This window comes from Stenotrophomonas maltophilia, assembly GCF_900186865.1.
GTDB classification, from domain to species: domain Bacteria; phylum Pseudomonadota; class Gammaproteobacteria; order Xanthomonadales; family Xanthomonadaceae; genus Stenotrophomonas; species Stenotrophomonas maltophilia.
The window spans coordinates 743,079-760,190 of sequence record NZ_LT906480.1 but is presented as its reverse complement, the minus strand read 5'-3'; the positions used below and the strand labels follow the sequence as shown (position 1 = coordinate 760,190).

Annotated in this window: 14 protein-coding genes and 1 pseudogene; 1 reads left to right on the top strand and 14 read right to left on the bottom strand. The window is 67.5% G+C overall.

All coding sequences use genetic code 11. From position 1 onward, the window contains the following. Positions 1-7 precede the first annotated feature (7 nt). Positions 8-457, top strand: coding sequence for a DciA family protein (locus CKW06_RS03525; RefSeq protein ID WP_005408086.1), 450 nt, complete (start codon positions 8-10; stop codon positions 455-457). A gap of 282 nt (positions 458-739) precedes the next feature. Here the strand turns inward: CKW06_RS03525 and lpxC are convergent, their stop codons facing one another. The 14 genes and pseudogenes from lpxC to rsmH form a co-directional block, all read right to left on the bottom strand. Then, a complete protein-coding gene (gene lpxC, locus CKW06_RS03520; protein ID WP_005408085.1) occupies positions 740-1,651 on the bottom strand; it encodes a UDP-3-O-acyl-N-acetylglucosamine deacetylase in 912 nt (303 codons plus the stop codon). 192 nt (positions 1,652-1,843) lie between these two features. Further along, positions 1,844-3,079, bottom strand: coding sequence for a cell division protein FtsZ (ftsZ, locus tag CKW06_RS03515; protein WP_005408084.1), 1,236 nt, complete (start codon positions 3,077-3,079; stop codon positions 1,844-1,846). 169 nt (positions 3,080-3,248) lie between these two features. After that, positions 3,249-4,484 carry a cell division protein FtsA gene (ftsA, locus tag CKW06_RS03510; protein ID WP_005408083.1) on the bottom strand — a complete coding sequence of 412 codons (1,236 nt, stop codon included), beginning with the start codon at positions 4,482-4,484 and terminating at the stop codon, positions 3,249-3,251. A 68-nt stretch (positions 4,485-4,552) separates the two neighbouring features. Then, positions 4,553-5,230 (bottom strand): annotated as a pseudogene (locus tag CKW06_RS03505) (cell division protein FtsQ/DivIB); the annotation flags it as partial. Further along, on the bottom strand, positions 5,227-6,189 hold the full coding sequence (locus CKW06_RS03500) for a D-alanine--D-alanine ligase (protein WP_024957278.1): 963 nt from the start codon (positions 6,187-6,189) through the stop codon (positions 5,227-5,229). The pseudogene CKW06_RS03505 and the gene CKW06_RS03500, both read right to left, overlap by 4 nt. After that, positions 6,186-7,622 (bottom strand): UDP-N-acetylmuramate--L-alanine ligase, encoded by a 1,437-nt coding sequence (gene murC, locus CKW06_RS03495; RefSeq protein ID WP_005408080.1) that lies wholly within the window; start codon positions 7,620-7,622, stop codon positions 6,186-6,188. The genes CKW06_RS03500 and murC overlap by 4 nt, the downstream gene beginning before the upstream one ends. Before the next feature lie 40 nt (positions 7,623-7,662). Continuing rightward, positions 7,663-8,751, bottom strand: coding sequence for an undecaprenyldiphospho-muramoylpentapeptide beta-N-acetylglucosaminyltransferase (gene murG / locus CKW06_RS03490; RefSeq protein WP_005412247.1), 1,089 nt, complete (start codon positions 8,749-8,751; stop codon positions 7,663-7,665). Further along, positions 8,748-10,067 (bottom strand): putative lipid II flippase FtsW, encoded by a 1,320-nt coding sequence (gene ftsW / locus CKW06_RS03485; RefSeq protein ID WP_005408078.1) that lies wholly within the window; start codon positions 10,065-10,067, stop codon positions 8,748-8,750. The genes murG and ftsW overlap by 4 nt, the downstream gene beginning before the upstream one ends. 1 nt (position 10,068) lies before the next feature. Further along, positions 10,069-11,154 carry a phospho-N-acetylmuramoyl-pentapeptide-transferase gene (mraY, locus tag CKW06_RS03480; protein WP_004154219.1) on the bottom strand — a complete coding sequence of 362 codons (1,086 nt, stop codon included), beginning with the start codon at positions 11,152-11,154 and terminating at the stop codon, positions 10,069-10,071. Then, positions 11,144-12,538 (bottom strand): UDP-N-acetylmuramoyl-tripeptide--D-alanyl-D-alanine ligase, encoded by a 1,395-nt coding sequence (locus CKW06_RS03475; RefSeq protein ID WP_024957277.1) that lies wholly within the window; start codon positions 12,536-12,538, stop codon positions 11,144-11,146. The genes mraY and CKW06_RS03475 overlap by 11 nt, the downstream gene beginning before the upstream one ends. Continuing rightward, entirely contained in the window at positions 12,535-14,043 is a 1,509-nt protein-coding gene (locus CKW06_RS03470) for a UDP-N-acetylmuramoyl-L-alanyl-D-glutamate--2,6-diaminopimelate ligase (RefSeq protein ID WP_024957276.1), read from the bottom strand. Before CKW06_RS03470 ends, CKW06_RS03475 begins: the two co-directional genes overlap by 4 nt. Beyond that, entirely contained in the window at positions 14,040-15,884 is a 1,845-nt protein-coding gene (locus CKW06_RS03465; RefSeq protein WP_024957275.1) for a peptidoglycan D,D-transpeptidase FtsI family protein, read from the bottom strand. The genes CKW06_RS03470 and CKW06_RS03465 overlap by 4 nt, the downstream gene beginning before the upstream one ends. Beyond that, a complete protein-coding gene (gene ftsL / locus CKW06_RS03460; RefSeq protein ID WP_005412242.1) occupies positions 15,881-16,144 on the bottom strand; it encodes a cell division protein FtsL in 264 nt (87 codons plus the stop codon). The genes CKW06_RS03465 and ftsL overlap by 4 nt, the downstream gene beginning before the upstream one ends. Further along, positions 16,141-17,109 carry a 16S rRNA (cytosine(1402)-N(4))-methyltransferase RsmH gene (gene rsmH / locus CKW06_RS03455; protein ID WP_012479154.1) on the bottom strand — a complete coding sequence of 323 codons (969 nt, stop codon included), beginning with the start codon at positions 17,107-17,109 and terminating at the stop codon, positions 16,141-16,143. The genes ftsL and rsmH overlap by 4 nt, the downstream gene beginning before the upstream one ends. Positions 17,110-17,112: the final 3 nt, after the last annotated feature.

Here is a 17,112-nt window from a genome sequence, read left to right as displayed (position 1 = left end):
AGTTTTCATGTCTGAGCCGAAATCCAGCGTTCGCCCCGCGTCAGTGCCGAAGCCGGCGCTGGATGCGGTGATGGCGGACAAAAGCGGGAACCCGCTGCGGCGTGCCTTGTGGCTCGACGCGCTGGACCGTCAGTTGCGCCCCCAGTTGCCGCCACCTCTGCGCAGCCGTTGCCGGCTGGCCAATGTGGACGGGGAACACCTCGTTTTTCTCGTCGAGTCCCCGGTCTGGCATGCCAAGTTGCGGCTTGCCGAAGCCCAGTTGCTCGACGCGGCCCGTTCCATCGGGCTGAAGGCCACCAGGGTGACCATCAAGACTGCGTCTCCCACTCCCACGCGCTCCCCAGCGCTCGACAACCGGAATGGACCCCACGCAGTTTCAGCCGCCACGCACAAAGGGCTACGCGACGCCTTGGCTTGCCTGCAGGACGTTCCTTCGAAGCCGAAGAAGCGGTCCTGACGACAACGGAGCATCCGGCTCCGCTCCCCGTCGCGCGTGTCACCACGGCGTGAAACATTTCGGGGGCCGGGTCGCATCCTAGCTGCCATCCGGGGGCCTGTCGTTAGATTGTTGTTAAAACTGCGTTAAATTCAGGCTTCCGATCCAACAGGTTCACAAAACCGTGACCTCGAACCGGCCTTGACGCGTGTCAAGCATGCTGAATGCGCCGAACACGCCTGAAACGACAACGCCGCCCTGGAAGGCGGCGTTTTTGCCTTTTAATTCAACAACCTACATAAATCAGGCGTAGGCCGGAGTGGCATATTCGACCGGATCCGGCGTCGCCGGCGAGTCGAAACTGACCCATTCCCAGGCAGTGGCGTCGGCCATCAGCGCCCGCACCAGCTTGTTGTTGAGGGCGTGACCGGACTTGAAGCCTTCGTAGGCACCCAGCACCTGGCCACCGGCCAGGTAGAGGTCGCCGATCGCATCGAGGATCTTGTGGCGCACGAATTCGTCGGCGTAGCGCAGGCCGTCTTCGTTGAGCACGCGGAACTCGTCCAGCACGATGGCGTTGTCCATCGAACCGCCCAGGCCCAGGTTGCGCTCGCGCATGTATTCCAGGTCGCGCATGAAACCGAAGGTGCGCGCGCGGGAGATTTCCTTGGTGTAGGCCAGCGTCGAGAACTCGATTTCCTGGCGCGACTGCTTGGCCGGAATCATCGGGTGGTCGAACTGGATGGTGAAGCCCAGCTTGTAGCCCTCGTACGGGCTGAAGCGGGCCACCTTGTCGCCTTCGGTCACTTCCACGGTCTTCAGCACGCGGATGAAGCGCTTGGGCGCATCCTGTTCCACGATGCCCGCCGACTGCAGCAGGAACACGAACGGGCCGGCCGAACCGTCCATGATCGGCAGCTCGGCCGAGGACAGTTCGACAATGATGTTGTCCACGCCCAGGCCGGCCAGCGCCGACATCAGGTGTTCGACGGTCTGGATCTTGGCGTCGTTGCAGGTCAGGCCGGTGCACAGCGTCACTTCGGTGACCAGCTCGGCCTTGGCCGGCACTTCCACCACCGGGTCCAGGTCCACGCGGCGGAACACGATGCCATGGTTGACCGGTGCCGGGCGCAGGGTCATGTAGACCTTGTCACCGCTGTGCAGGCCAACGCCGGTGGCGCGGATCGTGTTCTTGAGGGTGCGTTGCTGGATCATGGGGGATGGACCGGAAGTGACACATTAGATTAACACGCACGGTCCCCTACCCCGGCTGAAAGGCAGGCAGGACACACCGGCGCGCCAATGGGACGCACATGAAGCAGGGCGGCCGGGCCCATCCTGGCCCGGCGCCCGCGATTTCAGGACATGGTGGCGCAACCCGGGGAGGACAACCCCGGGCCGGCCCGCTCAGTCCGCCTGGCGGCGCAGGAACGCCGGGATGTCCAGATAATCGTTCGGCAGTTCTGCCGCGGCCGGGGCCGAAGAGGACGGCGCCGACGGGGCCGAAGCCGCCGCGGTATCGCTGCTGGCGCGACGCAGGCCCAGGCCCATGCCGCCGACGGCCTTGGACACGGCGTCGCCGCCGTTGTCGAAGTCGCCGAACTCCGGCTGGCCGGTGGTGGCGTTGCGGACCAGCTTGATCGGCGCGCGCTCGCCCGGACGCTGGGCCTTGCTGGCCGACACGCGGTTCAGGCCGGTGGCAACCACGGTCACGCGCACTTCGTCCTGCATGTCCGGGTCGAGCACGGTGCCGACCACCACGGTGGCGTCTTCCGAAGCGAAGCCGTCGATGGTGCGGCCGATCTCGTCGAACTCGGCCATGGTGAAGTCCGCACCGGCGGTGATGTTGACCAGGATGCCGTTGGCACCGGCCAGGTTCACGTCGTCCAGCAGCGGGTTCTGGATGGCCGATTCGGCAGCGGCCTGGGCGCGGTCATCGCCACGGGCGGTGCCGGTACCCATCATCGCCAGGCCCATTTCGGACATGACGGTGCGCACGTCGGCGAAGTCGACGTTGATCAGGCCCGGACGCACGATCAGGTCGGCGATGCCCTGCACGGCGCCCTGCAGCACGTCGTTGGCGGCGCGGAATGCCTGGATCATGGTCGCGTTGCGGCCCAGCACGGTGATCAGCTTCTCGTTCGGGATGGTGATCAGCGAGTCGCAGTGCTGGCTCAGTTCCTCGATGCCCTTCAGCGCCACCTGCATGCGGCGACGGCCTTCGAACGGGAACGGCTTGGTGACCACGGCCACGGTCAGGATGCCCATCTCCTTGGCCAGCTGCGCCACCACCGGTGCAGCGCCGGTGCCGGTGCCGCCGCCCATGCCGGCGGTGATGAACACCATGTCCGCGCCCTGCAGGGCGTCCATGATGCGCTCACGGTCTTCCAGCGCGGCCTGGCGGCCGACTTCCGGGTTCGCGCCTGCGCCCAGGCCCTTGGTCACGTTGGTACCCAGCTGCAGCTGCAGCTTGGCACCGCAATTCTTGATGGCCTGCGAGTCGGTGTTGGCGGTGATGAATTCCACGCCGTCCACCGCCGAGTTGACCATGTGCGCCACGGCATTGCCGCCGCCGCCGCCCACGCCAACCACCTTGATCACCGCATTGGGTGCCATCTTTTCGATCAGTTCAAAATGCGCCATGTCCGTGTCCTCGTTGTATCCGCTTGTCGGTGGCATGGACGGTCGGGCCTCCTGCCTTCGCGTGTCATGTTGCCGTTGCGGCTGTGTGGGTTGTGTATTGCGTTGCTGCGTTGTGATGCGGGTACTGCAGGTGCTGCGCCGGGGTGACCCCGGTGTTACGGGTTCCGCGTCAGAACTCGCCGCGGAACCAGGTCTTGAGTTTCTTGAACATGCTTCCGGCGCGCCCGGTCGGCAGCGACGGCCGCCGCGGGTGCTCGATCTGGCTGCCCATCAGCAGCAGGCCCACGCCGGTGGCATGCACCGGGTTGCCCACCACTTCGCCCAGCCCGGTGACGTGCTGCGGGATGCCCACGCGCACCGGCATCTGCAGCATTTCCTCGGCCAGCTCGACCACGCCTTCCATCTTCGAGGCACCACCGGTCAGCACCATGCCGGCGCGCACCAGTTCCTCGAAGCCGGAGCGGCGCAGTTCGGCCTGCACCATCTCGAAGATTTCCTCGTAACGGCCCTGCACCGCCTGCGCCAGCGAATGGCGCGGCATGCGGCGCGGCGGACGGTCGCCCACCGACGGCACCTGGATGCTTTCCTCGGCGGTGGCCAGCTGGGCCAGGGCGCAGGCGTAGCGCACCTTGATCTGCTCGGCTTCCGGGGTGGGCGTGCGCAGCATGTGCGCGATGTCATTGGTGACGTGGTCGCCGGCGATCGGCAGCGAAGCCGTGTGGCAGATCGCGCCCTGCACGAACACCGCGATGTCGGTGGTGCCGGCGCCCATGTCGACCAGCACCACGCCCAGCTCGCGTTCGTCGGCGGTCAGCACCGCAACGCTGGAGGCCAGCGAGGACAGCACCAGGTCATCCACCTGCAGGCCGCAGCGCTGCACGCACTTGCTGATGTTGGCTGCAGCCGACTGTGCGCACACCACCAGGTGCGCATGCACCTCCAGGCGCACGCCGGTCATGCCGACCGGATTGCGGATGCCTTCCTGCGAATCGTCCAGCACGTACTCGCGCGGGATCGCGTGCAGGATCTTCTGGTCGGCCGGAATCGCCACCGCCTTGGCCGCATCGAGCACGCGATCCAGGTCGCCCCAGGTCACTTCCCCGTCGCGGATCGGCACGATGCCCGGTGAGTTCTTGCACTGCACGTGGTTGCCGGAGATCGAGGCGTACACCGAGCGGATCTCGCAGCCGGCCATCAGCTCGGCTTCTTCCACCGCGCGCTGGATCGACTGCACGGTCGATTCGATGTCCACCACCACGCCGCGCTTCAAACCGCGCGACTCGTGCGAGCCGATGCCGATCACTTCGATCGGGTTGCCCGGCGAATACTCGCCCACCAGCGCCACCACCTTGGAGGTGCCGATGTCCAGGCCAACGATCAGCGATTTGTCACCCTTGCGATTCATGTCCTTTCCTGCGTGCTTCTGGCCGGGGTCGCCGGCGCTTTCGCCGGCGTGGCCGGGGTACCCCAGCTCAGCGTGAAACCATTGGTGTAACGGAGGTCGGCGCGCTCGATCGGCGCGTCCTGACGGTTGAGCTGCGGCAGTACCTTGACGAAGCGCTGCATGCGCGAGCGCGCGTCGTCGCGGCCGACCACCACTTCGGTGCCGTTGCTCAGCACCAGCGACCAGCTGCCGCGTGCATCCATCGTCACCCGGCGCACATCGACGCCGGCCGGTGCGAACAATGCACGCGAGTCGCTGTACAGCTTCATCACTTCTTTGGTCTGGCTGTCCGGGCCATCCAGTTCGGGCAGCGCAAGGTCGGCCAGCTTCTTCGGCGTGGGGAACAGCTTGCCCTGCTCGGAAACCAGGCGGTCGTTGCCCCAGCGCGCGAACGGCTTGTGCTCGACCAGGGTTACTTCCAGCACATCCGGCCACTGCTTGCGTACCCGTGCGCTTTCCACCCACGGCAACTTTTCCAGTGCGTCCTGGGCATCCTGCAGCTTGACCGCGAAGAACCCGGCGCGCGCATACGGCAGCAGCACCTGCTGCAGCTGTTCGGCCGGTACCCGCTTGAACTCGCCATGCACGCGCAGTTTCGCCAGCGGCCAGCGCTCGGCGCCGACCCAGCCATTGACCACGGCCACCACCGGCAGTGCAACCACCGACAGCGCCAACAGCCAGACGAAGATGCGCAGCACCGCGTTCATGCGTGCGAGGCCTCCAGGGTCTGTTCCAGCACGCGCCACACCAGCTCTTCGAAGCTGATGCCGGCCTGGCCTGCGGCCTTGGGCACCAGCGAATGGCTGGTCATGCCCGGTGCGGTGTTCACTTCCAGCAGGAAGAATCGGCCGCTGCTGCGATCACGCATGACATCCACGCGGCCCCAGCCACGGCAACCGGCGGCACGGAACGCGGCCAGTGCGATGCGCCGGATTTCTTCTTCGGCGTCACCGTCCAGGCCCGGGCACAGGTACTGGGTGTCCTCGGCGATGTACTTGGCGTTGTAGTCGTACCACTGGCCCTTGGGCACGATGCGGATCGACGGCAGCGCGACGTCGCCAAGAATGGCCACGGTCAGTTCGTCGCCGACCACCATCTGCTCCATCAGCAGCTGGCCGTCGTAGCGCGCAGCCAGGGCCACGGCCTCATCCAGGCCGGCGTCGTCGGTGACCCGGCTGATGCCCACGCTGGAGCCTTCGTTGGCCGGCTTCACCACCACCGGCAGGCCCAGCTCGGCCGCCAGTGCATGCACGTTCGATGCGTCGACCTTGCGGTATTGCGGGGTCGGCAGGCCCAGCGACAACCACACCTGCTTGGTACGGATCTTGTCCATGCTCAGCGCAGAGCCCAGCACGTCCGAGCCGGTGTACGGCACGCCGAAGGCGTCCATCAGGCCCTGCACGATGCCGTCCTCACCACCACCGTTGTGGCCGTGCAGGATGTTGAACACACGGTCGATGCCGCCGGCAGCCAGCGCCTTGGCCAGCGCAGGAATGCCGTCCACCGTGAACGCATCGACACCGCGCGACTGCAGTGCTTCCAGTACGTTGCGGCCGGAATCCAGCGACACCTCGCGTTCGCTGGAAGTGCCGCCGAGCAGCACGGCGACGCGACCGAATACAGCCGGGTCGCTCACGCGCAGCGGCGGGAAGGTCAGCGCGCTCACGCCTCGCCCTCCCCCTTGAAGCCTTCCACCGCGATGTGGGTAGCCACGGCGCCGATGTCGCCCGCCCCCATCATCAGCAGCAGGTCACCGTCCTGCAGCACGTCCGGCAGCACGCTGGCCAGCTCGGCGGCCTTGCCCACCACCACCGGCTCACTGCGGCCGCGGGCACGGATGGCACGGGCCAGCGCATGCGAGTCGGCACCGGCAATCGGTTCCTCGCCAGCCGGGTAGACCTCGCTCAGCACCAGCGCATCGACGCTGGACAGCACCGCGGCGAACTTGTCGAACTGGTCGCGGGTTCGGCTGTAGCGGTGCGGCTGGAAGGCCACCACCAGGCGCTTGTCGGCCCAGCCACCACGGGCGGCGGCGAACACGGCTTCCAGCTCGCTCGGGTGATGACCGTAGTCATCGATGATGCGCACCTTGGCGCCACTGGCGGTGGTCACTTCGCCCAGATCGTTGAAGCGACGGCCGACACCGGCGAAGCCTTCCAGCGCCCGCGCGATGGCGTCCGGGGCCACGCCCAGCTGCCAGCCCACTGCGGCGGCGGCCAGTGCGTTGAGTACGTTGTGCCTGCCCGGCAGTGCCAGTACCACTTCCTGGCTGGTGCCCTGCGGCAGGCGCAGGGTGAAGCGCATGCGCGACCCTTCCTGCACCACGTTCTCGGCGCGCACGTCGGCCTGCGGGCTCATGCCGTAGCTCATCACGTGGCGCGGGGTCCTGGCGGCCAGCGCAGCCACTTCCGGGTCGTCGATGCACAGCACCGCCAGGCCATAGAACGGCAGGCGCTGCAGGAACTCGGCAAACGCCGCCTGCACGCGGGCAAAGTCGTTGCCGTAGTTCTCCAGATGATCGGCATCGATGTTGGTGATGATCGACATCAACGGATTCAGGCGCAGGAAGCTGCCATCGCTTTCGTCGGCCTCGGCCACCAGCCACTGGCCACCACCCAGCTTGGCGTTGGCGCCGGCGGCCAGCAGCTGGCCACCAATCACGAACGTCGGGTCCAGGCCGCCTTCGCTCAATACCGCAGCGGTCAGGCTGGTGGTGGTGGTCTTGCCATGCGTACCGGCCACGGCGATGCCGCGACGGAAGCGCATCAGCTCGGCCAGCATGGCCGCACGCGGCATGATCGGAATGCGCTGGCTGCGCGCTTCCATCAGTTCCGGGTTGTCTTCGCGGATGGCGCTGGAGACCACCACGCAGTCGGTGCCCAGCACGTTGGCCGCCGAGTGGCCGCGCATGATGCGCGCACCCAGGCTGGCCAGGCGGCGGGTCGCCACGTTGTCGGCGTTGTCCGAGCCGGACACTTCATAGCCCAGCGTCAGCATCACTTCGGCGATACCGCTCATGCCGGTGCCGCCGATGCCGACGAAATGCACGCGCGGGAACGCGCGCACCAGGTCGTTGGTGTCGTGCAGGCGGCGGATCATGCGCGGCCTCGCGCAGGGCAGGCGCGGTGGCATGCCTTCTTCATACAGCTTCCTCGAGAATGATATCGGCGATGCGCTCGGCGGCATCGACCTTGGCCAGGGCACGCGCGGCTTGCGCCATCTGCATGCGGCGGGCGGGATTTTCGGACAGATCGCGCAGCAGTGCGGCAATGCCGTCGGCCAGCGTTCCGTCCTGCTTCAGCAAAACCGCCGCGCCGCGCTCGACCAGGTACTCCGCATTGCGGGTCTGGTGATCGTCGACGGCAGCGGGGAATGGCACCAGCACACTGCCGACACCGACCGCGCACAGCTCGGCCAGCGTGGACGCGCCGGAGCGGCATACGACCAGATCGGCCCAGGCAAACGCCTCGGCCATGTCGGCGATGAACGGGGTGATCTCCGCCTGCACGCCAGCCTTGGCATACGCCTCGACCGCTTCGGCATGCATCTTCTCGCCGCTCTGGTGGCGCACCTGCACCGGCACTGTGGCGCCCAGCGCAGCGATAGCCTGCGGCACGCCGGTATTGAGCGCGCGTGCCCCCTGGCTGCCGCCCACCACCAGCACGCGCAGCGGACCCTGGCGGTCGGCGAAGCGCTGTTCCGGCGGTGCGATGGCGGCGATCTCCGCACGCACCGGGTTGCCGACAAACTCCTCGCCCTTGGCGAAGGTGCCCGGGAAGCCGGTCAGCAGACGGCGTGCATAGCGCGACAGGATGCGATTGGTCAGGCCCGGTGCGCGGTTCTGCTCATGCACGATCAGCGGCAGGCCATGCAGGCGCGTGGCCATGCCGCCGGGACCGGAGGCGAATCCACCGAAGGCCACCACCGCACGCGGCTGGCGCTTGCGGATGATCATGCCGGCCGCGCGCAGCGCGCGCATCAGCCGCCACGGCGCGCCCAGCAGGGCCAGCTTGCCCTTGCCGCGCAGGCCGGTGATGGCCAGCGTGTCGATCGGAATGTCGTGCTGCGGCACCAGACGGGTTTCCATCGCACCGTCGGCGCCCATCCAGGTGACCGGCACGCCGCGCGCGCGCAGCACGCGGGCCACGGCCAGGCCGGGGAAGATGTGACCGCCGGTACCACCGGCCAGGATCATCACCGGGCGCACGTTGTCGGTGGCTGTGCTCATGACAGCCTCCCGAAGGTCGGTTCGATGCGCGACTGCAGGCGGCTGGTGCCACGCGCAGCGTTCGCTGCAGCGGCAGCCACCGGCTCGGCGCTCATCGGTACGCTGGCGGCCACCGGCGCGGCCGGCTCGTCGCTCGGCTCGGCAGCGGCGTCTTCGGTGCCGCCGATGCGCACGGCCTGGCGGCGCTCGGCGCGCTTGAGTTCATAGGACACGCGCAGCAGCAGGCCCATCGCCACGCAGGTCATCAGCACCGACGAGCCGCCGGAAGAGATCAGCGGCAGGGTCAGGCCCTTGGTCGGCAGGATGCCCAGGTTCACGCCGATCGAAACGAAGGTCTGCATGCTGATCCACAGGCCGATGCCGAAGGCGATGTAGCCGGAGAAGTGCCGCTTCATCTCCACGCAGCGCATGCCCAGCCAGAAGGTCCGGCCGACCAGCAGCGCGTACAGGGCCACGATCACGCAGGTGCCCAGGAAGCCGAATTCCTCGGCGGTGACCGAGAAGATGAAGTCGGTATGCGCTTCGGGCAGGTAGTACAGCTTCTGCACCGAGTTGCCCAGGCCGACGCCGGTCCACTCGCCACGGCCCACCGCCATCAGCGCGTTGGACAGCTGGTAGCCGTCGCCCTGCTGGTCGGCCCATGGGTCCAGGAAGGACGTGATGCGGCGCATGCGGTACGGCTCGATGATCGCCAGTGCGCTCATGCCGACCAGGCCGATGATCACCGGCATCGACATGCGCGGCATGTTCACCCCGCCCAGCACCAGCATGCCGGCGGTGATCGCCAGCAGCAGGGTGGACGAGCCGAAGTCCGGCTGCAGCAGCAGCAGCACCACCAGCGCCCCGGCCACGCCCAGCGGCTTGAGCATCGCCGGCCAGGTCGCATTGACCTCGTCGCGGAAACGCACCAGGTAGCTGGACAGCCAGACGATGTAGAGCACTTTCACCGCTTCGACCGTCTGGAACTTGGAGATGCCCAGGTTGATCCAGCGGCGCGCACCGTTGACCGTGCTGCCCAGGCCCGGTGCGAACACCGCCAGCAGCAGCACGAAGCAGCCCAGCAGCAGCATCTGGTTGTACTGCTCGATGGACTTCAGTTCAGTGCGGGCGGCGATGACCGCCAGCACGATACCCACCGCCAGGAAGATCAGGTGGCGGTTGAGGTAGTAGAACGGACTGCTCATCAAGGCGATCGAGCTGGACGCCACCATCACCACGCCCACGCCGGTGAGCGCGATGATCGCGCCCAGCAGCCACTTGTCGTAGCTGCCTTCGATGGCTTCAAGGCGTGTTGCCTGGCGGGACAGGTCGTTCATCTCAGCGCACCTTCAACGTGGCCAGGCCGATCAGCACGAGCACGACGGAGATGATCCAGAAGCGCACAATCACACGCGGCTCGGGCCAGCCCTTCAGTTCGAAATGGTGGTGGATCGGCGCCATGCGGAACACGCGCTTGCCGGTCAGCTTGAACGAGGCCACCTGGATCATCACCGACAGTGTTTCGATGACGAATACGCCGCCCATGATCACCAGCACCAGTTCCTGGCGGGTGATCACCGCGATCGTGCCCAGCACCGCGCCCAGCGCCAGCGCGCCGATGTCGCCCATGAAGACCATGGCCGGATAGGTGTTGAACCACAGGAAGCCGAGGCCCGCACCGGCGATGGCCGCACAGATGATGACCAGCTCGCCGGCGCCCGGAATCTGCGGAATCTGCAGGTAGTTGGCGAATACCACGTTGCCCGAGGCATACGCGAACACGCCCAGCGCGCAGGCCACCAGCACGGTGGGCATGATGGCCAGGCCGTCCAGGCCGTCGGTCAGGTTCACCGCGTTGGAGAAGCCGACGATCCAGAAGTAGGCGATGGCCACGAAGCCGATGCCGGCCAGCGGCAACGCCACCGACTTGAACATCGGGATGTAGAAGGTCAGCGCCGCCGGCACGTCGGCCGTGTAGAACAGGAACAGGCCAGCAGCCAGGCCGAAGATCGACTGCAGCAGGTATTTCCAGCGCGACTTCAGGCCGTTCGGGTCGCGGCGGACGATCTTGATCCAGTCGTCATACCAGCCGATGGCGCCGAAGCACAGCATCACCGCCAGCACCAGCCACACGTAGCGGTTGCGCAGGTCGGCCCACATCAGCACCGACAGGGTGATGGTGAGCAGGATCAGCGAACCGCCCATGGTCGGCGTGCCGGCCTTGGAGAAATGGGTCTGCGGACCGTCCTTGCGGATCGGCTGGCCGCCCTTGAACTGGGCAAGCTTGCGGATCATCGCCGGGCCAAGCCACAGCGACAGGAACAGGGCCGTCAGCGCGGCAAGGATGGCGCGGAACGTCTGGTAGTTGAACAGCCCGAACAGGCTCTCCAACTGCTGCAACCATCGAGCCAGTTCATACAACATGCGGGGATTCCTCTCCTTGCGCCAGCAGCGCTTTGACGATCAGGTCCATGGCACTGCCACGGGAACCCTTGACCAGGCAGCGCACACCAGCGTGCAACTCGTCCTGCAGCGCCTGTGACAGCGCACCATGGGTATCGAAATGGCGTCCGCCTTCACCGAAGGCGGCCGCAGCGGCGGCACTGAGCGGACCCAGTGCATACAGCCGCTTCAGGCCGGCGGCGCGTGCACGGATGCCGGCCTGCGCATGCAGCGCCTCGCTGTCCGGACCCAGCTCGCGCATGTCGCCCAGCACCAGCCAGCCCTCTTCCGGCGCGGCGGCCAGGGCGTCGATGGCCGCAGCCAGCGAACCGGGGTTGGCGTTGTAGCTGTCGTCCACCAGCACCGTGCCATTGCGCAGCTGATGGGCAATCTGGCGGCCCGGCACCGGCTGCGCTTCGGCCAGGCCGGTCGCGATCAGCGCCAGGTCGACACCGGCGGCCAGCGCCAGGCTGGCGGCGGCCAGCGCATTGCTGACGTTGTGGCGACCGGGCAGGCCGAGCACCACGCGGGCTTCGCCGCTCGGTGCGACCAGGGTGAACTGGCTGCCCTGCGCGCCGGCGCGGATGTCGCGCGCGGTCACCTCGGCGGTATGTTCCAGGCCGTAGCGCAGCACGCGGCAACGCGGCGGGGTGCCGACGAAATGCTGTTCGAACCAGCGGCCGTAGGCATCGTCCACATTGATCACCGCCACGCCATCGGCCGGCAGCGCTGCATAGATCGCGCCCTTGGTCACCGCCACGCCGAGCAGGCTGCCCATGCGTTCCAGGTGCGCCGGGGCAATGTTGTTGACCAGCGCATAGCGCGGGCGGGCGATGTCGGTCAGGTAGGCGATATCGCCCGGCTTGCCGGCGCCCATCTCGTAGACGGCGTAGTCGGCATCTTCCGGCGCATCGATCACCGCCAGCGGCAGGCCGATCTCGTTGTTGCGGTTGCCCGGGTTGGCGTAGACCACCTTGTGGGCGTGCTGTGCCACCTGCTGCAGGATCGACAGCAGCAGGCTCTTCACGCTGGTCTTGCCGTTGCTGCCGGTGATCGCGAACACCTCGGTGCCGCGGTCGCGCTGCATGCCGGTGGCGATCTTCGCCAGTGCCAGTTCGCTGTCGGCCACCAGCACCTGTGGCAGTTCGATCGGCAGCAGGCGCTCGACCAGCAGCGCACTGGCACCGCGCGCCTGCGCGTCGGCGGCAAAGTCATGGCCGTCGAAACGCTCGCCGCGCAGCGCCACATACAGGCTGCCCGGGCCGAGGCTGCGGGTGTCATTGCTGACCGCATCGATGGCCACGTCGTCGCCGTGGATCTCACCGCCGGCCCAGTGTGCGATCAGCGAAAGCAGGGTGCGCTTCATGCGGTGCCCTCCCCGGCCTGCGCCTCTAGTACACCGGCCTTGGCCGCCAGTGCAGCGGCGGCCACTTCGGTGTCGTCGAAGTCATGGCGCACGCCATTCACTTCCTGGTACGGCTCGTGGCCCTTGCCAGCGATCAGGATGATGTCACCGGCACCGGCACGCTTCACCGCCAGGCCGATCGCACGCGCGCGGCTGCGCTGCACGGTCACGGCGGAGGCATCGGTGAAGCCGGCCAGGATGTCGGCCACGATCACGTCGCCATCCTCGCCACGCGGGTTGTCGTCGGTGACGATGACCTTGTTGGCCAGGCGCTCGGCAATGGCCGCCATCTGCGGGCGCTTGCCGGTATCACGCTCGCCGCCGCAGCCGAACACGCAGAACAGCGTGCCCTGCAGGTGGCCATGCAGGCTGTCCAGCGCCTGTTCCAGCGCGTCCGGGGTGTGTGCGTAGTCGACCACCACGGTCGGCAGGCCGTCTTCGCCGCCCAGGCGGTTCATGCGGCCACGGATCGGCTGCAGTGCCGACAGCACCTCGGCGATGCGCGGCAGCGGCTGGCCCTGCGCGTGCAGGGTGCCGGCCACCGCCAGCAGGTTGTCCACGTTGAAGCGGCCCAGCAGCGGCGACTGCACCGCCGCGCGCTGGCCGTCGATGACCAGTTCGAAGGCAATGCCACGGCCATCCAGCTGCAGCGCCTCGGCGCGCACGCTGGCGTCGGTGGCACCGCGCGAGCTCAGGCCGATCGGCTGCACGCCCGCCGGCAGGCCGGCGAACAGCTGGCCGCCGAACGCGTCGTCCAGATTGATCACCGCGGCCTTCAGGCCCGGACGGTGGAACAGCCGCGCCTTGGCCGCGCCGTAGCTGGCCATGTCGCCGTGGTAGTCCAGATGGTCGCGGGTGAGGTTGGTGAACACCGCCACGTCGTAGTGCACGGCATCCACGCGACCCTGGTCCAGCGCATGCGAGCTGACTTCCATCGCCACCGCGCGCGCACCGGCGTCGCGCAGCTGCGCCAGCAGCGCATGCATCTGCAGCACCAGCGGCGTGGTGAAGCCGGTCGGCTCGACCGCACCATAAAGTCCGGCGCCCAGCGTGCCGATACTGCCACTGGGCGTACCGAGCAGGTGCCAGGCCTGGGCCAGCAGCTGCACGGTGGAGGTCTTGCCGTTGGTGCCGGTGACACCGACCATCGCCATCGCCCGCGACGGCGCGCCATGGAACTGGTCGGCCATCGCACCCATGCGTGCGCGCAGGCCCGGCACGGCGATCGCATCGGCCGGTGCCGGCAGTTCGGCAGGCGCCGGCGGTTCAAACAGGATGACGCTGGCACCGGCGGCGCGGGCCTGCTCGACAAAGCCCAGGCCATGCGCGCCGAAACCGGCGATGGCGACGAAGGCATTGCCGGGACGCACGGCGCGGCTGTCCAGCACCAGGCCGGTCAGAACGGGGTCGTGCCCTGCAAGGGCAACGTCCGGAAGCAACTGCGAAAGCAACATCGAAGGACTCATTGCGTGCCTCCCGTAGTGGGCGGCGTCTGGGCGTGCGCGCTCGGCAGCGCAGCATCGAATTCAGCGGCGGCATCCACCGGCAGCGCGGTCTCGGCCGGCGGCGCAGGCAGGATCGAGGCCGAGTGGCCGACCTTGCCGGACTGCTGTGCGGCCAGCCATGACTGCAGGTCGTCCAATGGCACGTCCATCAGGCGCAGGGTGCCTTCCATCACGTTGTGGTAGACCGGCGCCGACACCAGGCCACCGTAGAACTTGCCGGCTTGCGGATCGTTGATGACGATGACGGTGGCGAAGCGCGGGTTGGTGGCGGGCACCACGCCGGCGAACAGCGCGTTGTAATGACCCCGCTCGTAACCACCCGGACCGGTCTTGCGCGCGGTACCGGTCTTGCCGGCCACGCGGTAGCCCAGCACCGCCGCCTGCTTGGCGCCGCCCTGGGTGACCACGGTTTCCATCATCGCCACCACCTGCCTGGCGACGCTCTCATCGATGATCTGATGCGCTTCGTTGCGCTGGCCTTTGACGAAAGTCGGCGCGATCAGCTTGCCGCCATTGGCCAGCGCCGAATAGGCGGTAGCGATCTGCAGCGGCGTCACGTTCAGGCCGTAGCCGTAGGACATCGTGGTCTTGGTGGCACCGTCCCAGTTGGCCGGGCGTCGCACGACGCCACCGGATTCACCCGGGAAGCCGCTGTGCGGCACCGAGCCATAGCCGAATCGGCGCACACCGTCATAGAACACCTGGTCCGGCATCTTCGCCGCGACCTTGGCCGCGCCGATGTTGGAACTGCGGGTGATGACACCGGTCACGTTCAACACGCCGTTGTTGCGCGGCACGTCGCGGATGGTGAAGCGGGCCACCTGCATGTAGCCCGGATTGGTGTCGATGATGGTGTCCTTGGTCACCGCACCGGCCTGCAGCGCGGTAGCGATGGTCAACGGCTTCATCGTCGAACCCGGCTCGACCAGGTCGGTCACCGCACGGTTGCGGCGCGCATCGGGCAGCGCGCCAGTCAGCGAATTCGGGTTGTAGGTCGGCAGGTTGACCATGGCCAGGATCTCGCCGGTGGTCACGTCCATGATCACCATCGAACCGCCCGCTGCCTTGTTGGCCACCAGCGCGTTGCGCAGTTCCTTGAACGCCAGGTACTGGATGCGGCGGTCGATGCTGAGGGTCAGGTCCTTGCCCGGCTCAGCGGCGCGCAGCAGATCGCTCTCGACGGTCTCGCCCTTGCGGTTGCGGATCACCCGCTTCGCACCGGCCTTGCCGCGCAGCCATTCGTCGAACGCCAGCTCCAGGCCTTCCTGGCCGCGGTCGTCGATGTTGGTGAAGCCCAGCACGTGCGCCATCGCTTCACCCTGCGGGTAGAAGCGGCGGAACTCGCGCTGCGCGGCCACGCCCGGAATCTTCAGCGCGACCACCTTCTCTGCCTCGTCCGGATTGATCCGGCGGCGCAGGTACATGAATTCCTTGTCCGACTTCTGCGACAGGCGGCTGCTCAGCTCATCCACCGACATGCCGACCGCCTGGGCCAGCTCCGGGATGCGCTCGGGCGAACGCAGCAGGTCCTGCGGATTGACCCAGATCGAGGCGACCGGCGTGGATACCGCCAGCGGCTCGCCGTTGCGGTCGGTGATCATGCCGCGCGAGGTCTTGATCGGCAGCTCGCGCAGGTAACGGGCCTCGCCCTGGCGCTGGTAGAAGTCGCTGTTGATGATCTGCACGTAGGCAGCACGACCGACCAGCGACACCGAGCACAGGCCGAGCGCGAGCGCGACCCAGCGCAGGCGCTGGCGCAGGTTGAAGGCATTGCGCGGGCGGTTGCGGCCGGCCTTGCTCATGGCCGCACCACCACGATGTCGGCGGCCTCGGGGAACTTCATGCCGAGCTTCTCGCGGGCGATGCGATCGACACGGTTGGCCTCGGCCAGGGTCGCCTGCTCCAGCTGCAGTCGGCCGAATTCCAGGTTGATGTCATCGCGCTTGCGCTCGGCGCGCGACAGTTCGATGAACGTCTGCCGATGACGGTGACGCACGAACACGACGCCGATCGCCGAGGCCACGGTGGACGCCAGCAGGATGATCAGCAGCAGCCGGCTCATGCGTCGGCCTCCCGCTTCTGCGCCACGCGCAGCACGGCGCTGCGCGCACGCGGGTTGGCGGCCAGTTCCTCGTCGGTCGCCTTGATGGCACCGCCGATCAGGTCCAGCGTCGGCACGAACGCCACCGCCTCAGGCAGGCGGCGGTTGGCCGGCGGCGCCTTGGCCAGGCGGTTCATGTACTGCTTGACGATGCGGTCTTCCAGCGAATGGAAGCTGATCACCGCCAGCCGGCCACCGGGCTTGAGCCGTTCCACGGCCGCATCGAGCCCGGCTTCCAGATCGGCCAGCTCGCGGTTGATGTGGATGCGGATGGCCTGGAAGCTGCGCGTGGCCGGGTGGATCTTGTCTTTCCCACGCGGCATCACCGAGGCGATCAGCTCGGCCAGTTCGGCGGTGCGGGAGAAGGGCTGCTTCTCACGGCGGGCCACGATGGCACGGGCGATGCGGCGGCTCTGGCGTTCTTCGCCATAGGTCCACAGCACGTCGGCAATTTCGCGCTCTTCCACGCGGTTGATCCACTGCGCGGCGCTTTCACCGCTGTCCGGGTCCATGCGCATGTCCAGCGGGCCGTCCTTGCCGAAGCTGAAGCCACGTTCGGCCACGTCGAGCTGCGGCGACGACACGCCCAGGTCGAACAGCACGCCGTCCAGGCCTTCGGCCGTCGCATCCCACTGCAGCAGCTGGGCGAAGCTGCCACGGAAGATGGACACGCGCGGGTCCGGCGCGAAATCGCGCTCGGCAACGGCGATGGCTTCCGGATCCTTGTCCATGACCAGCAGGCGCCCCTCGGGACCGAGCTGGGTGAGCACGCCACGTGCATGACCGCCACGACCGAACGTGCCATCCAGATAACGTCCGTTTTCGATCACCCTCAGGCCTTCAAGGACCTGGGTGTACAGGACCGGCAGGTGCACCGCCGGCGACTGCGACACCGGAAGGTGACCGGTCTGCGCTTCTGGGCGCATCCG

Excerpts from the sequence above, each read along its gene's own strand:
- ftsL (WP_005412242.1), bottom strand. The coding sequence starts at position 16,144 with ATGAGCCGGCTGCTGCTGATCATCCTGCTGGCGTCCACCGTGGCCTCG.
- CKW06_RS03465 (WP_024957275.1), bottom strand. The coding sequence starts at position 15,884 with ATGAGCAAGGCCGGCCGCAACCGCCCGCGCAATGCCTTCAACCTGCGC.
- murG (WP_005412247.1), bottom strand. The coding sequence starts at position 8,751 with ATGAGCACAGCCACCGACAACGTGCGCCCGGTGATGATCCTGGCCGGT.
- ftsZ (WP_005408084.1), bottom strand. The coding sequence starts at position 3,079 with ATGGCGCATTTTGAACTGATCGAAAAGATGGCACCCAATGCGGTGATC.
- CKW06_RS03475 (WP_024957277.1), bottom strand. The coding sequence starts at position 12,538 with ATGAAGCGCACCCTGCTTTCGCTGATCGCACACTGGGCCGGCGGTGAG.
- CKW06_RS03525 (WP_005408086.1), top strand. The coding sequence starts at position 8 with ATGTCTGAGCCGAAATCCAGCGTTCGCCCCGCGTCAGTGCCGAAGCCG.
- lpxC (WP_005408085.1), bottom strand. The coding sequence starts at position 1,651 with ATGATCCAGCAACGCACCCTCAAGAACACGATCCGCGCCACCGGCGTT.
- CKW06_RS03470 (WP_024957276.1), bottom strand. The coding sequence starts at position 14,043 with ATGAGTCCTTCGATGTTGCTTTCGCAGTTGCTTCCGGACGTTGCCCTT.
- rsmH (WP_012479154.1), bottom strand. The coding sequence starts at position 17,109 with ATGCGCCCAGAAGCGCAGACCGGTCACCTTCCGGTGTCGCAGTCGCCG.
- ftsA (WP_005408083.1), bottom strand. The coding sequence starts at position 4,484 with ATGAATCGCAAGGGTGACAAATCGCTGATCGTTGGCCTGGACATCGGC.
- murC (WP_005408080.1), bottom strand. The coding sequence starts at position 7,622 with ATGATCCGCCGCCTGCACGACACCAACGACCTGGTGCGCGCGTTCCCG.
- ftsW (WP_005408078.1), bottom strand. The coding sequence starts at position 10,067 with ATGAACGACCTGTCCCGCCAGGCAACACGCCTTGAAGCCATCGAAGGC.
- mraY (WP_004154219.1), bottom strand. The coding sequence starts at position 11,154 with ATGTTGTATGAACTGGCTCGATGGTTGCAGCAGTTGGAGAGCCTGTTC.